13 protein-coding genes are annotated in these 14,795 nt (G+C 45.1%); all 13 read left to right on the top strand.

The features are described from left to right. Positions 1 to 58 precede the first annotated feature (58 nt). The gene (locus LOZ80_RS23180) at positions 59 to 880 is read left to right on the top strand and encodes an SDR family oxidoreductase (protein WP_056615486.1); all 822 of its coding nucleotides are present in this window, start codon (positions 59 to 61) and stop codon (positions 878 to 880) included. Positions 881 to 1,055: 175 nt separating this feature from the next. After that, the gene (gene glpK / locus LOZ80_RS23175) at positions 1,056 to 2,552 is read left to right on the top strand and encodes a glycerol kinase GlpK (RefSeq protein WP_283214686.1); all 1,497 of its coding nucleotides are present in this window, start codon (positions 1,056 to 1,058) and stop codon (positions 2,550 to 2,552) included. Positions 2,553 to 2,585: 33 nt separating this feature from the next. Continuing rightward, positions 2,586 to 3,557: a sugar ABC transporter substrate-binding protein gene (locus LOZ80_RS23170; protein WP_238166916.1), complete on the top strand. Its 972-nt coding sequence runs from the start codon at positions 2,586 to 2,588 to the stop codon at positions 3,555 to 3,557. Positions 3,558 to 3,594: 37 nt separating this feature from the next. Continuing rightward, complete coding sequence (locus tag LOZ80_RS23165) at positions 3,595 to 5,115, top strand: sugar ABC transporter ATP-binding protein (protein WP_238166915.1); 1,521 nt, start codon at positions 3,595 to 3,597, stop codon at positions 5,113 to 5,115. Then, positions 5,099 to 6,091, top strand: coding sequence for an ABC transporter permease (locus LOZ80_RS23160; protein ID WP_238166914.1), 993 nt, complete (start codon positions 5,099 to 5,101; stop codon positions 6,089 to 6,091). Before LOZ80_RS23165 ends, LOZ80_RS23160 begins: the two co-directional genes overlap by 17 nt. 75 nt (positions 6,092 to 6,166) lie before the next feature. Further along, entirely contained in the window at positions 6,167 to 7,093 is a 927-nt protein-coding gene (locus LOZ80_RS23155) for a MurR/RpiR family transcriptional regulator (protein WP_238166913.1), read from the top strand. A 161-nt stretch (positions 7,094 to 7,254) separates the two neighbouring features. Beyond that, positions 7,255 to 8,295, top strand: a complete 1,041-nt coding sequence (locus LOZ80_RS23150) for a zinc-dependent dehydrogenase (protein ID WP_238166912.1) — start codon at positions 7,255 to 7,257, stop codon at positions 8,293 to 8,295. A gap of 17 nt (positions 8,296 to 8,312) precedes the next feature. Beyond that, complete coding sequence (locus tag LOZ80_RS23145; RefSeq protein WP_238166911.1) at positions 8,313 to 9,365, top strand: galactitol-1-phosphate 5-dehydrogenase; 1,053 nt, start codon at positions 8,313 to 8,315, stop codon at positions 9,363 to 9,365. Between the two features lie 15 nt (positions 9,366 to 9,380). Beyond that, complete coding sequence (locus LOZ80_RS23140; RefSeq protein WP_238166910.1) at positions 9,381 to 10,319, top strand: shikimate dehydrogenase family protein; 939 nt, start codon at positions 9,381 to 9,383, stop codon at positions 10,317 to 10,319. A gap of 21 nt (positions 10,320 to 10,340) precedes the next feature. After that, on the top strand, positions 10,341 to 10,922 hold the full coding sequence (locus LOZ80_RS23135; RefSeq protein WP_238166909.1) for a glucose-6-phosphate isomerase: 582 nt from the start codon (positions 10,341 to 10,343) through the stop codon (positions 10,920 to 10,922). A 150-nt stretch (positions 10,923 to 11,072) separates the two neighbouring features. Then, complete coding sequence (locus LOZ80_RS23130) at positions 11,073 to 12,269, top strand: sugar ABC transporter substrate-binding protein (protein WP_238166908.1); 1,197 nt, start codon at positions 11,073 to 11,075, stop codon at positions 12,267 to 12,269. Between the two features lie 35 nt (positions 12,270 to 12,304). After that, complete coding sequence (locus LOZ80_RS23125) at positions 12,305 to 13,798, top strand: sugar ABC transporter ATP-binding protein (protein ID WP_238166907.1); 1,494 nt, start codon at positions 12,305 to 12,307, stop codon at positions 13,796 to 13,798. 3 nt (positions 13,799 to 13,801) lie between these two features. After that, a complete protein-coding gene (locus tag LOZ80_RS23120; RefSeq protein WP_238166906.1) occupies positions 13,802 to 14,794 on the top strand; it encodes an ABC transporter permease in 993 nt (330 codons plus the stop codon). Position 14,795 lies beyond the last annotated feature (1 nt).

The following is a 14,795-nucleotide window of genomic DNA, read 5'->3' as shown; positions in this document are numbered from 1 at the left end:
CTTATTCCATTCATCAACGCAACCAGAACAGAATTCAAAACTAGAGAGGAAGAATTATATGTATCCTAAAGGAACTCAATTAGAAGGTAAAGTTGCAATCGTCACTGGAGCCGCTTCAGGCATCGGTGAAGCTGTATCGAAAATTTTCGCTGCCAATGCCAGTAAAGTGTTATTAGTGGATATAGATGAAGAGCGTATGAAGCAGGTTGCTGCTGAGATCGAAGCTGAAAATGGCATCTGTGATTGGATTGTCGGCGATGTAACAGAAGAAGATGAAGTTGCTAATTTCTTCAAGTATGCCAATGATAAATGGGGCAGTGTTGATCTTCTTGTGAATAGTGCTGGACGTGATTCTTTGTCTCCGCCAATCGGCCAGACTACGCTCGAAGAGTGGAACAAAACAATTGGCCCCAACTTGACCGCGGTCTTCCTGTGCTGTCGAGAAGCATTCCGCTACATGGAAAAACAAACGACGGGTGGCAGAATCATCAATATGGGTTCATCTTCAGCCAAAGTAGCATCCTGTCCAGGACATAGTCCATATCGCGCTTCGAAGCATGGCATGATGGGCCTTAGCAAAAATATTTTGTTGGAAGGCAAAGATAAAAATATTGGTGTAACCGTAATCAATCCTTCTCACGTGAAGACGCCAATGACCAAAGTCATCGATTCAGGGATTTATGACGGTGATCTTGCTGCTTATACGGATGGCTGGCTGGATGAAAAAGAACTGAAAGAGGGAATCTATAATAGCTGCATCGATGTAGAGAATGTTGCAGAAGCGACTCTCTTCGTTGCAACAAGAACACCTGATGTTACGATTCCTTCGTTCTCCTTTTATCCAACGCATAAGGTACACCGTTATGGCATGGAAGTATAAAGGATTGCGGCATTGCTGACAGTGTAAAAGAATAACGTACATGATTAGCTCGAAGTCCTGCATGGCAATTATGACAAGTTGCAGCGGATCATAGAGCTAATCATATATAAGCATTTGTAAGCGGTTAAATCGTGTGGCTCCAAGCTATAAATGCACAGGAAAGCGGGAGGTTGGCGTGGCAGAGAAATATGTGATGTCATTTGATTGTGGAACAACAAGCACAAGGACGATATTGTTCGATCACAATGGCAATATTGTTTCCGTAGCTTATCAAGATTTTGCCCAAATCTATCCCAAGCCAGGTTGGGTAGAACACAATCCCATGGATATATGGGAAGCGCAATTAAAAACAGCCAAAGAGGCTCTGAAACAAGCGAATGCGAGTGCGTCGGATATCGTAGGGATCGGAATTACCAATCAAAGAGAGACCACAATTCTATGGGATAAGGCTACAGGCAAGCCTGTCATGAACGCCATCGTATGGCAGGATCGCCGAACAGCAGACGTTTGTCAAGAATTGAAAGAACAGGGATTAAGTGAATATGTCAAAGAAAATACGGGGTTGTTAATCGATTCCTATTTCTCAGGTACGAAGATTAAATGGATCCTCGATCACATCGAGGGGGCTAGAGAAAAGGCTGAAAAGGGAGAACTGCTTTTCGGAACCGTGGATACTTGGCTGATTTGGAATTTGACGGGCGGCAAGGTGCATATTACGGATTATTCCAACGCTTCACGAACGATGCTGTTTAACATTAATCGAATCGAATGGGACGCTAAAATGTTACATGAGCTGGGCATTCCACTGGCCATTCTTCCCGAACTCCGCCCTTCAAGCGATGTCTATGGCTTGACGGACGAGTCGCTATTCGGAGCCAGCATTCCAGTTGCAGCAGCTGTTGGAGATCAGCAAGGCGCTCTATTCGGCCAGGCTTGTTTCCATGAGGGGATGGTGAAGGCCACTTATGGAACAGGGGGTTCACTGCTAATGCATACGGGATCTAAGCCAATCCGCTCCGATTCCGGCCTGCTTACCACAGTGGCATGGGGGTTGAACAACAAGGTGGAGTATGCACTCGAAGGTCTGCTATACGTTGTGGGTGCTTCTGTACAATGGCTGCGGGACGAACTGAAACTTATTTCCGATGCCAAAGAGACAGAGCAGCTTGCCCAAGAAGTTGCAGATACCAATGGCGTTTATGTTGTTCCCGCTTTTGTCGGACTTTCGGCTCCTTACTGGGATCAGTATGCGCGCGGCGCTATCCTTGGCTTAACGCGTGGTGCCAATCGCAACCACATTGTCCGCGCAACACTTGAATCGATAGCCTATCAGATTCGTGATGTCATTACGTGTATGGAACAGGATTCAGACATCAAGAATAGCGAGTTGAAGGTCGATGGTGGTGTTTGCTGCAATAATTTCGTCATGCAGTTTCAAGCCGATCTTCTCGGCGTGCCCGTGATTCGACCTAAGGTTGTAGAATCAACCGCGCGTGGAGCCGCATTTCTAGCGGGTCTTGCAACGGGGTTTTGGCAGAGTCAAAGCGAGCTGCTGGATACTTTTGAATTAGATCGCAGGTTTGAACCAACATTTGATATTTGTAAGCGCAATCAGCTATATGCTGGCTGGCAAAAAGCGGTTGATCGAGCGAAGGATTGGGAAGAGCATTAATACCATTTATATTTAAAAAGGGGGATTTATGCAATGAAAACTAGTAAAAAAATGAAGTCGGCTTCTCTTATTCTCACATTGATTCTAATTATGGTTACGATGGTTGCTTGTGGAAGTAAGACGCAAGAGACGAGCACGACAAGCAGTTCGAAAGAGACCAAAAAACATACATTTGCCGCATCGTACTTCACTTTGAATAACCCGCATTTTATCGATTGGAGCAAAGGTTTGAAGTCCGAGATCGTTGATAAACACGGCGACAAGCTGATTGAAGTCGATGCACAGTTGGATATTAACAAACAGATCTCGGATGTGGAAGATTTCATCCAACAGAAGGTAGACGCCATCTTTATTGCTCCGGTTGACAGCAAAGGAATCAAGACGGCGCTGCTTTCGGCCAAGAAAGCCAACATTCGGGTTATTATTATGGATGTCCCGCCTCAGGATACAGATCTGGTTACAGCTATGGTGACGACGGATAACTTCATGGCCGGCAAAGTGCTTGGCGATGCCATGGTTAAAAATACAGGCGGCAAAGCCAACGTGGCCATTATCGATTGGTCTGTCGTGCAAGCCGTTGTGGACAGAACAGATGGCTTCACCGCTGCGGTCAAAGCATCTCCCGGCATTAAAGTTGTCGCCAGACAAGACGGTAAGGCATCAACGGAATCCGCGCTTCCGATAATGGAGAATTTCTTGCAGTCCAACCCTGAAATCAATGCCGTCTTTACCATCAATGATCCATCAGCTGTAGGAGCGTTGGCGGCCATAGAAGCAGCGAAACGAACGGACATCAAGATTTATTCCATTGATGGTTCGCAAGATGCGATCAAACTGGTCAAGGATAATAAGATCGCAGGTACTTCCGCGCAGTTCCCTGTCAAGATGGGGCAAGTTGCTGGTGATCTAGTTTACAAGATTCTAAACAAAGAAAATGTTGAAAAGTGGGTTAAGGTCGAAAGCTTGTTCATTGACCAGTCCAACTATCAACAATATTTGAAATAAATAGCCATTTGTACGCCGTAATAAAGGAAGGTATCCTATGGAAAACAATATGCCTCTTTTGCAAATGAAACATATCAGTAAGAGCTTTCCGGGAGTCAAAGCGCTTGATCGTGTGAATCTTGAAGTCCATGGAGGAGAAGTTCATGCTCTGCTTGGCGAGAATGGAGCGGGGAAGTCTACACTGATCAAGATTCTTGGCGGAATATTGGTTCCAGACGAAGGTGAGATCATCTTTGACGGTAACAAAGTAGAAATTAAGGATGTTAGTTTTTCAGAGAGCATCGGAATCAGTGTTATTCATCAGGAGTTGTGTCTCGCGCCGAATATGACGGTAGCAGAAAATATTGTACTAGGCAGGGAGCCCTCCAAGGGCCCTTTGCAACTAGTCAATAGGAAAGAAATCATGCGATATGGGCAGAAGATTCTCGATCAGTTTGAATTAGATATCGACGCCGACGAGTATGTAAGCCATTTGACGGTTGCCCAGCAGCAGATGGTTGAAATCGCTAAAGCTTTATCTAAGGATAACCGAATTATCGTGATGGATGAACCTACGTCATCGTTAACCGAGAAGGAAGTTGTCAAACTGCTGGATACGATAAGGGGATTGAGACGGAAGGGTGTCTCTGTCATTTATATCTCCCACCGTATGGAAGAATTATTTGCAATCGCAGATAAAGTGACTGTATTAAGGGACGGTACTTATGTGGCGACCCGGGAGATGAAGGATACCAGTTACCAAGATCTCGTTCATTTGATGGTTGGAAGAGAGCTGTCAGAGATCTATGCCAAACCGGTTATTCAGGCCGGAGAGAAAATTCTGGAGGTGCGGAATCTTTCCAGCGGTACGAGAGTCAAAAACGTCAGTTTTAGTCTCTACAAGGGAGAGATCCTTGGGTTTTATGGTTTGGTGGGTTCGGGAAGGACGGAACTTATGAGGACCATTTTTGGCATCGACAAATCCAGCAGCGGCAAAATCTATTTAAATCAGAAAAAGATACGGATCAAGAACCCTAAGGATGCCATCCAAAGCGGTATCGGATTTGTTCCAGAGGATCGCAAAGAACAAGGGGCCATTCTGATTCAAAGCATTTCCTATAATATAAGTCTCAGCGTGCTGGACTCCATGGTAAAGTTCTTCCAAGTGGATAAGCGAAAAGAAGAAACGTTGGTGGACAAATATATTGAGAGGCTTTCCATTCGCACCCCCTCTCCAGAGCAGCAATTGATGAATCTAAGCGGCGGGAATCAGCAAAAGGTGATCATCGCCAAATGGCTTGCAATGAAACCGGATATTTTGATTCTTGATGAACCTACGCGAGGTATTGATGTAGGTGCCAAAAAAGAAATCTATTCGTTCATGTCCATTTTGGCGCAGTCGGGGGTCAGCATCATTATGGTCTCATCCGAGCTTCCGGAAATCATTAATATGAGCACGCGGGTTATGACCATGTATCAAGGGGAAATCAGCGGTGAATTAACGATGGAAAGCGAGATCACACAAGAGAATATTCTAATTCATGCAACAGGAGGTGTGAGAAATGAATCAAGTTCTTAGCGAGATGGAACGAAAGAAAAGTGATTCATGGCGAAAATGGCCCGTTGTACATTATGTCGTATCTAATTCGGGAATCTTGATTGCCCTCGTGAGTTTGATTGTATTTTTCGCTTTGACGACATCGACATTTTTGTCTACTAGCAATGTATTGAATGTTTTGAGGCAAATATCGATTAATGCCATCATCGCATTTGGTATGACTTTTACCATACTGATCAATGGAATTGACCTATCTGTTGGCTCGATTCTAGCTGTTTCACAAGTGATAACCATCGGTTTATTATTTATGGGTGTTCCCATTGTTCCGGCTCTTATAGTCGGGTTGTTGATAGGTGCTGTTCTAGGACTTATAAACGGATTTGTGATCACCAAAGGCAAGATTCCGCCCTTTATCGTAACGTTGTCGATGATGATCATGGCCCGCGGATTCGCGTATGTATTAACCGGCGGCAGACCGATGAGCTTTAATAATGAGATCTTATCCTTCATTGGAAATGGCTACATCGGGCCGATTCCAGTGCCCATCCTTATTATGGTTATTTGTCTGATCATCACTTCTTTTATTTTGAATAAAACGAAATTTGGAAGACATGTCTATGCGGTTGGCGGCAATCGGGAAGCTGCAAGGTTCTCGGGTATTCAGATCTCAAAGATTGAAATGCTCGTCTATACCATATCGGGTCTTCTCGCAGGATTAAGCGGGGTTATTCTAGCTGCGAGAATGTCATCCGCACAACCAACGTCTGGCAGTGGATTCGAGTTAGACGCCATAGCAGCTGTAGTCTTGGGTGGCACAAGCTTCTCCGGAGGAATTGGTAAGATAGGTGGAGTTTTCATAGGTGCATTGATTATCGGGGTTCTCAATAACGGGTTGAATTTAATGCATGTATCGTCTTATTGGCAGATGATCATCAAAGGACTTGTTATTGTAACGGCTGTTTACGTCGATTCACTCAAGAAGAAAAAGCGGGCTTAGTTGAAAAAAAGTTCCTACTTGAATAGAATAGGCTTATCGCCTCCTTAGGATTAACGTAAATCCCGGTGAATATTCATGATACGAGGTGCACCGCCATTGGAAGAAGGAAATCATACCCTACACCAGGATGTTTTTAGACTTATTAACAAAAAGATTGCCTATCTGAATCCTGCTCTTCGTCGGATTGCTGATTATATTCTGGAAAATCCGAGTCAGTGTAAGATCATTACCACCAAGGAATTAGCTGCCGCTTGTAATGTTGCAGAATCCACCATCACGCGATTCGTCAAAGAAATCGGCTTGGATAGCTATCAAGAGTTGAAAATCGGTATCGCCGAGGCATTAACGATGAACGATACGTCCAGTTTGTCCACGGAAGATAATTATGTCTATGAGGACATTACTCGCACGGATACACCAGAAATGATTCTGGAGAAAGTTCTGTACCGCAATGTTCAAACGATGACAGAAACCAAGCAGCGCCTAAACATCGGGGAGCTTGGCAAAGCTGTGGCAGCAATCGACCAAGCCAATACGATCCTCTTCAGCAGCATGGGTTCTTCAAGGGCAGCAGCGGTATCAGGCGTAATGCGCTTCACGAGGGCCGGCAAGAAAAGTATGCTGCTTGGCGACACAAGCTCGCTGCTGATGAGTGCGGCAATTGCAAGCCCCGAAGATGTCCTGATTGGGATCAGCAACTCGGGTCGTTCTAAGGATGTTGTCGATTCAATGAAACTCGCGCAATCCAAAGGAGCACGAACGATTGGTATTACTTCGTTTGAAGATTCACCTTTAACGAAGTATTCGGATATTATCTTGTTCACATCAGCCAAATCGTCCAATGAGGGTTCTGCGCTTTATTGGGAAGCGGCTGCATCCAAAACAGCGCAAATTCTGGTGCTGGATTTAATCTACGCCTCGTACGCAGCCAAAAATTTCACGAAAACGATGAATTATATGGAAGAAACCTTTAAGGTGCTTCGCAGTTCAAGAGAGAAATGATAACAGAATCTCTTAGTTGACTCTGTCAAAGTAAGCGAAAGTTACTTTGATAGGGGGCCTTGCGCCTTGAATCGAATAAAATAATATTTTATCTAATTTTTTTTAAAATAAAATTCCCGACAATTAATTATTCCAAATGTTGACCAGAGAGGAGCTTACAAATGAAAGCAGCGTACTACTACGGTATTGGTGATATTCGTATAGAAGATGTACCCATTCCGGATATACAAGACAACGAGATGCTTGTAAAGGTTAAGGCTTGCTCGGTTTGCGGAACGGACAATCGTATTTATAGATACGGGCATTTCAAAGTTCCAGAGGGTGTAAAGCGTGTGCTTGGACACGAAACTTCCGGAGAAGTCGTCCAAGTTGGTTCCGCGATCAAAGGCTTCCAGGTCGGAACGCGCGTTGCTCTGCCGCCCAATGTGGGATGCGGCACATGTCATATGTGTATACGAGGTTATAACCAGCTTTGTCCAAATTATCAAGCTTTCGGAATTAGTATGGATGGCGGCTTTGCGGAATATGTCAAAGTTCCTTCCTTTGCCGTAAGCAACGTAATTAAAATTCCGGACCATGTAAGCTACGAGGAGGCAGCCATTGCAGAACCGCTTTCTTGTGTGCTGCATGCCTATGAAGCTCATCGAACAGTTCCTGGCGATACGGTGCTGATTATTGGCCCCGGACCTATCGGCGCCCTTCATGTGATGATGAATAAAATGGCCGGCGGACGCATTATCGTTGCGGGGAGATCGGACGCGCGTCTTGAACAAATCAAGCAATACGGAGCGGACATTGTTATTAACAACAGAGAATCCGATTTAAAAGAAGAGATTGACCGAATCACGGATGGACGCGGCGTAGATGTCGTGATTACATCCAATTCCGACCCCGAGATGCAGAAGGTCGCGCTTGAAGTCGCAGGTTATCACGGTCGTGTCTCGTTATTCGGAGGATTACCTAAAGGCAAGGAATTCGTGACGTTGAATACGAACCTCATTCACTATAAGGAACTTCTCGTAACGGCGACTACAGGCTCTAGTTTGCTGGATGTAAACAAGGCTATGGATATGATTTCTACCGGTAAAATCGATGTGAAATCGCTCATTACTGCCAAATTTTCAATTGAAGATACGGTGGCTGCTTTGGACTATGCGGCACAGGGCGCTGGTATGAAGGCACTGATCACATCAGAACTTTAAACTTTAGGAGGAAGCTTATGAACAAGCTCATGAATGCTGCAGTCTTACATGCACCTGCCGACCTGAGATATGAACAGGTAGCTGTGCCGTCCTATGAAGACAATGAAGTTCTGGTGCGTGTCCGGGCAGCTGGCGTTTGCGGCTCCGACTTGGGACGCGTCATGAAGACGGGAACGTACAGCTTTCCAACGATTCCAGGCCATGAATTTTGCGGCGAAGTTGCCGCGGTCGGCGCTGGTGTGAAGGATTTCAAACCAGGCGACCGCGTGGCCGTCGCTCCTATTCTCCCATGTGGAACCTGCGAGTTTTGCGAATCAGGAGATTACGGACTCTGCGATAACTATAACTATCTCGGTTCCAGAACGCACGGCGGATATGCCGAGTATACGGTCGCTCCATCCAGAAACCTGATCAGGCTGCCAGACAGCTTATCATTCGTCGAGGGAGCCATGGTTGAACCGGCGGCTGTCACTTTGCATGGCATGATGCGTGTTGGCGTTAATGTTGGCGATACGGTTGCTGTTCTTGGATGCGGCACAATCGGTTTATTCGCGATACAATTCGCCAAAATTATGGGTGCGACCCAGGTGATAGCGGCGGATGTCGCTGTGGATAAGCTGGAACTCGCGAAACAGCTCGGTGCTGATGTCGTGATAAATTCAGGTGAGCTCGACGCTGCTCAGAAGATTAAGGAGTTTACTGGCGGCAAAGGGGTTCATGTCGCTGTAGAAACGGCCGGGGTCGTACAAACTCAAGAGCAATGTTTGAGAATAACGAAGAAAAAAGGACGCGTTCTCTATTTAGGAACTGCACATAGGGATGTCGTTTTACCTCCCAAAAGTTTTGAATGCATCGTCAGAAATGAATTGACCCTTGTCGGCTCATGGAACTCTTACAGTGCCCCCTTTCCAGGCGTAGAATGGCAAGCAACTATCGATTATGTGAAGAGCGGCGCTTTAAAGCTGCAACCGCTAGTAACTCATACCTTCAGGCTTTCTGATGCTCCCAGCGTGTTCGTTGATCTTGTAGAACGCAAGTATCCTTTCACCAAAGTTATTTATGAGATCTAATAAAGGAGAATAACCATGAAACTTCCCTCAAAAGCAACTCAGCCGACCATGTACTTCATTGGGGTAACCACAACAAAGTCCTCCATTATGAAACTTTTTCCGCTTTGGGCGGAGGCCCTCGGGCTGAAGGACGCTGTGATTAAAGGAATCGATATCGACATTCATGCCAAGCCGGAAGTGTACAGAGAAGTCGTGGAATTTATCAAGAATGATGAATTATCTCTCGGCGCTTTGGTAACTACGCATAAGATCGATTTATATGACGCTGCCAGCGACCTGTTCGACTATTTGGATCCCCATGCGCAAATGTTCAAAGAGCTTTCTTCCATTTCCAAGAAAGAGGGGAGATTGGAAGGTTACGCCAAGGACCCGATATCCAGCGGATTGGCGATGGAGGCTTTTATTCCGGATCATTATTGGAACAACGGCGGTGAAGTATTGATTCTTGGATGCGGAGGAAGCGCACTGGCGATCAGTTCTTATTTAACGGAAAAAGAGCATGGCAGTCACCTGCCATCCAAAATAATTCTTACGAACCGAAGCAAGCCGAGGCTGGATTCAGCCAGAGAGCTGCTCTCGCAGCTCGATACCAATGTTCCATTTGACTATCATCTATGCCCCGATCCAGCCCAGAATGATGAAATCATGGAAGCACTAAAGCCATATTCGCTGGTTATTAACGCAACGGGCCTAGGTAAAGACAGACCTGGATCACCGCTCACGGATGGAGGCAAATATCCGCCGAATGGGTTGGTGTGGGAGCTGAATTATCGCGGCGAACTTGATTTTATGCATCAAGCTTTGAGACAGAAAGAGCAGTTTAATCTGCATGTCGAAGACGGATGGATCTATTTTATCCATGGCTGGACGCAAGTTATTGCGGAAGTGTTTCATGTGGATATCCAAGGTGAAGTCTTGGAGAAATGCGCCAAAATTGCCGAAAGTATCAAATAACAAACTCAAGGGGTGCTCAGAATGAGTCAGGAACTAACAGTCAAGCCATTTTCCATGTATTTTGATTTAATCAGCGGAATGTCGAACGAGAGAAGTACAACGAAGCGGCATCTTTCCAATATGAGAGGCATGTTTTCAAATGGTGAAGCGTTGGAAGCGATGATCGAAAAAGAGAATTCATTGATGTATGAATTTTTCGAACTCGAAATGCCTGAAAAAGACGGTCATTTACTATTCGGCACCAGTATCGTGTATCCAGGCAAAGTGGGCAATGAATATTTCATGACCAAGGGCCATTTTCACACAATCTTGGATACCGCTGAAGTCTATTACTGCTTGGGTGGCAAGGGCTATATGCTCATGGAAAATCCTGAAGGGGATTGGATCGCCGAAGAGATGACTCCAGGAAAAGCCGTGTATGTACCAGGTCGCTATGCGCATAGAAGCATTAATGTAGGCGATGAGCCTATGATTACTTTCTTTGTTTTCCGAGCAGATGCCGGTCATGATTATGGAACCATTGAAACCAAAGGCTATAGAAAATTGATTGTGGAAAATGAAGGCAAGGTTGACATCGTAGACAATCCCAAATGGGGAATTTAATAAGCAAATAGCAGTCAGGGACCTGAATCAACGCTCAGGTCCCCCCCTCATGGGGGATTTGTCTAAATTTAAGACTAGGGAGGGCAATATGTTATTCATCCGTAAAATGTAAGCGCTTTAAAAGTATTTCCAAAAAAAGGGGGAATGAATATGAGTAAAATCCAACTGCATAAATCGTATTTGCTGCTTATCTTCACAATGCTTACGGCTTTATTGTCATCCTGTTCGAATCAAGCCAACCCTGTGAACCCAGATAGCAAAGCAGGGCAAACTCAAGTCACCACTGCCACTGATGATGCTGCCAAAAAATTGGGCAAAATCGTGATCGGTTGGGTACCGCCGGATATTACGGGTGTGTACAAAATCGCAACTACATACATGGAAAAGTCAGCAGAAGATGCTAAGAAATCGGGGCTGGATGTTGAAATCCTGACGAAAGCGAGCAATAACCATGGGGATGCCAATGCTCAGATTCATAACATCGAAGATATGATTCAAAGAAAAGTCAGTGCGATTATTATTTCTCCGGCAGATGTAGAACCGCTGAAACCTGTCCTGAAACAAGCCAAAGATGCTAAGATCCCCGTGATTATCGTTAATCTGCTAACACCGATTGAGGGAACCCAAGTTGATACTTATATTGGTTTTGATAATGCGCAGGCGGCAGAAGTATCCGCATATGCCATGTTAAACGCGCTCGGCGGGCCAGGTGTACTGGATGGAAAAGGAAAAAAAGTGGAGGTTAAGCCCAATCAAGAACTGGATTTGAAGTGGTGGCAGAACGTGTATAAAGACGTTGATCCTAATTCAATTAAGGGGAAAATTGCTATCCTTTCAGGAGTTCCGGGGAGCTTCTATGATAACGAACGCCAAAAAGGCTTCGATAAAGTGTTGAAAATGTTCCCGAATGTTCAAGTCGTTACCAAGCTTCCAGCGGATTGGAATCGGCAAAAGGGCGTATCTGTCACAGAAAACATTCTGCAAAAGCACAAAGACATTGATGGCATCTGGGCTGCTTCTAATGAAATGGGATTAGGCGCCATTAATGCGGTTCAAAACGCAGGGCTTACTGGAAAAGTATTCGTTACAACGAATGATGGGACGTCCGAGAGCGTTGATCGAATTAGAGAAGATAAGATCTTGTCGGAAACTTGGCACGGGTTCCCTGAATGGGGCTGGTACGGTGTGAAATTCGGGGTGATGCTCCATCTTGGAGAAGAGACGCCGAAAACCTATGATATCAGACCAAGAACAGAGTATAAAGCCAACGCCAATGATTTCTACCCGAATCCTGTGTTGGAACCGATCGACTGGAAGCAAATTATCACCAATGCGAAGCTCAAATAATTGCATGATGAAATTTGGAAACAGGAGGGGTGGAGATGGCGGCAACCCTATTGAAAATGAACAAAATCAAAAAGCGATTTTATGAAACAGTGGCCTTGGCTGAAGTGGATTTGGAAATCAAAAAAGGTGAAGTTCATATCCTGTTAGGTGAAAATGGTGCCGGCAAATCGACGTTGATGAAGATTCTATCCGGCTCCTATGTACCCGATGAAGGGGAGATTTATTGGGAAGGCAGACCTGCTGCGATCAAATGTCCCGCGGATTCGCTAAATTTAGGTATTGGTATGGTATACCAGGAACTGACGATGATCAAAGAGCTCAGCGTGATGGAAAATATCTTCTTGGGGCGAATGCCTAATCGCAAGGTTCTTCCGTTCGTCGATTGGAAACAGGTGATCAAGAATACCGGCAAAGTTCTGAGTACCTTAGGGCTGGATATTAATGTTCATGAAAAAATATCTCAGTTTGATTTAGGCATTCAACAATTAGTAGAGATTGCAAGGGCGATTTCCAGAGACGCCAAATTAATCATCCTGGATGAGCCTACCTCCGCTTTGACGGATAAAGAGGTCAGATCTCTATTTACAGCAATCAACCGTTTAAAAAGACAGGGAATTTCTTTTGTTTATATTACGCATAAGCTTGATGAGGTTTTTGAAATAGGCGATACGGTAACGGTATTAAGAGACGGTCATTCCATTGATACGATCAGCGATATTACAAGTGTTACACAAGACTGGCTTGTACGCATGATGGTTGGCCGCTCGATTGATGAGCAGTATCCCAAAATGAATCATTGCACCTCCAAAGAAGTATTGAAAATAAGTGATCTTGGAGATGGAAAGGCCATAAAGGATATTTCTTTCACGCTCCATGAAGGTGAAATCTTGGGTATTGCCGGTCTTGTCGGTTCAGGTATTACGGAATTGGTCGAAACCTTATTCGGTTTAAGGAAAGCTGCGGAAGGGAGTATTCAATTAAATGGTGAAGCGTATTCACCTCATAATCCGAAAAGCGCAATTGACCGTAAGCTGGGTTTTGTTACTAAGAATCGTAAAGAAGGTCTTCTCTTGCATATGTCAGTGGCCGAAAATATTACGGTTTCCAGTTTTTCGGGCTTTAGCAGATGGGGGTTCAGGAACAAGAAAAAGGAGCATGGCGTGTCGGAGGATTATAAAAAGCTGTTGAAAATCAGTACGCCTAGCGTGTTCAATCCTATCGGCAAGTTAAGTGGCGGCAACCAGCAAAAAGGCGCCATAGCCAAATGGCTCTGCAATCAAACCAAGATATTTATTATGGATGATCCGACCCGCGGCATTGACATTGGGGCCAAAGTGGAAGTGTATAAATTGTTAAATCAAATAACCGAGCAGGGTGGATCTATTCTCCTGGTATCGACAGAACTGCCAGAATTAATCGGACTGTCTGACAACATTGTCGTGATGAACAGAGGCAGGCTGGTGGCCAGCTTTGATGCGCGTGAGTGCAGTCAGGAACTTATTATGGAGAAAGCGGCAGGAGGGTTGTAACCCATGCAAAGTCTGGATTTAAACGTGAATCAACATGAAAAAGCCCAAGTGAAAAAGAAATCAATGATGCATTACATCAACAAGATTAGTCCTGTAATCCCGTTATTGATATTAATTGTTTATATGGCGATTGCTAATCGGGAATTTTTTACGGTGAACAATTTCTTGAATATTTCCAAGCAATCCTCGGTTATGGGGATTTTGGCGATAGGCCAAACCATGGTGATTATTGCTGCGGGAATTGATTTGGCCGTAGGTTCAGTAATGGCTCTTACTGGCTGCATTACCGCAGTAGCCATCATCAATTGGGGTGTCAATCCAGTCGCTGCCGTCTTGATCGGCATTGTGTGCGGAGTGATAACCGGCTCATTGATTGGTCTGATCATTACGAAAATCAAAGTTCAAGATTTTATTGCGACGCTAGGAGCGCTTACTGCGATTCAAGGCTTTGCCTTGTTAACGAGCGGAGGATTGCCCATTTCGGGGCTGCCGCAAGGGCTGCTGGTTATAGGCAATGGGAATATCGCCAAAATCCCGATTTCATTTCTGGTGTTCGTCGGTGTTGCCCTATTGGGTTGGGTCATATTAAAGCATACGACGTTCGGCCGAAATGTCTATGCGCTGGGCGGAAACCGCGAAGCGGCATGGGTTTCGGGGATTAATGTCAATCTAACGAAAACACTCGTGTATGCGTTCTCAGGATTCTGCGCATCGGTTGCAAGCATCGTTATGTTAGGCCGTCTTAACTCTGCCAATGCTTTGATGGGGGACGGGATGGAACTACTCTCTATCTCGGCAGTCGTTCTTGGGGGCACAAGTCTCTTTGGCGGGGCTGGAGCAATCGGTGGAACGATTATCGGTGTCATCACGATGGGTACGCTCAGCAATGGATTGAATTTCCTGGATATTTCGGCTTTTTGGCAAAAAGTGATTTTGGGCCTGGTTATTATTACGGTCGTAGCGCTGGATACGTTCAGAAGAAGAGTCTCGAAATAAA

This window comes from Paenibacillus sp. HWE-109 (genome assembly GCF_022163125.1).
In the GTDB taxonomy this organism is placed as follows: domain Bacteria; phylum Bacillota; class Bacilli; order Paenibacillales; family NBRC-103111; genus Paenibacillus_E.
The sequence above is the reverse complement of the archived record's forward strand: the minus strand, read 5'-3'. Positions and strand labels throughout refer to the sequence as shown.

Bases quoted from the DNA above. Each gene is read 5' to 3' on its own strand.
- LOZ80_RS23160 (WP_238166914.1), top strand. From the start codon at position 5,099: ATGAATCAAGTTCTTAGCGAGATGGAACGAAAGAAAAGTGATTCATGG.
- LOZ80_RS23150 (WP_238166912.1), top strand. From the start codon at position 7,255: ATGAAAGCAGCGTACTACTACGGTATTGGTGATATTCGTATAGAAGAT.
- LOZ80_RS23165 (WP_238166915.1), top strand. From the start codon at position 3,595: ATGGAAAACAATATGCCTCTTTTGCAAATGAAACATATCAGTAAGAGC.
- LOZ80_RS23180 (WP_056615486.1), top strand. From the start codon at position 59: ATGTATCCTAAAGGAACTCAATTAGAAGGTAAAGTTGCAATCGTCACT.
- LOZ80_RS23125 (WP_238166907.1), top strand. From the start codon at position 12,305: ATGGCGGCAACCCTATTGAAAATGAACAAAATCAAAAAGCGATTTTAT.
- LOZ80_RS23170 (WP_238166916.1), top strand. From the start codon at position 2,586: ATGAAAACTAGTAAAAAAATGAAGTCGGCTTCTCTTATTCTCACATTG.
- LOZ80_RS23130 (WP_238166908.1), top strand. From the start codon at position 11,073: ATGAGTAAAATCCAACTGCATAAATCGTATTTGCTGCTTATCTTCACA.
- LOZ80_RS23120 (WP_238166906.1), top strand. From the start codon at position 13,802: ATGCAAAGTCTGGATTTAAACGTGAATCAACATGAAAAAGCCCAAGTG.
- LOZ80_RS23155 (WP_238166913.1), top strand. From the start codon at position 6,167: ATGATACGAGGTGCACCGCCATTGGAAGAAGGAAATCATACCCTACAC.
- LOZ80_RS23140 (WP_238166910.1), top strand. From the start codon at position 9,381: ATGAAACTTCCCTCAAAAGCAACTCAGCCGACCATGTACTTCATTGGG.
- LOZ80_RS23135 (WP_238166909.1), top strand. From the start codon at position 10,341: ATGAGTCAGGAACTAACAGTCAAGCCATTTTCCATGTATTTTGATTTA.
- LOZ80_RS23145 (WP_238166911.1), top strand. From the start codon at position 8,313: ATGAACAAGCTCATGAATGCTGCAGTCTTACATGCACCTGCCGACCTG.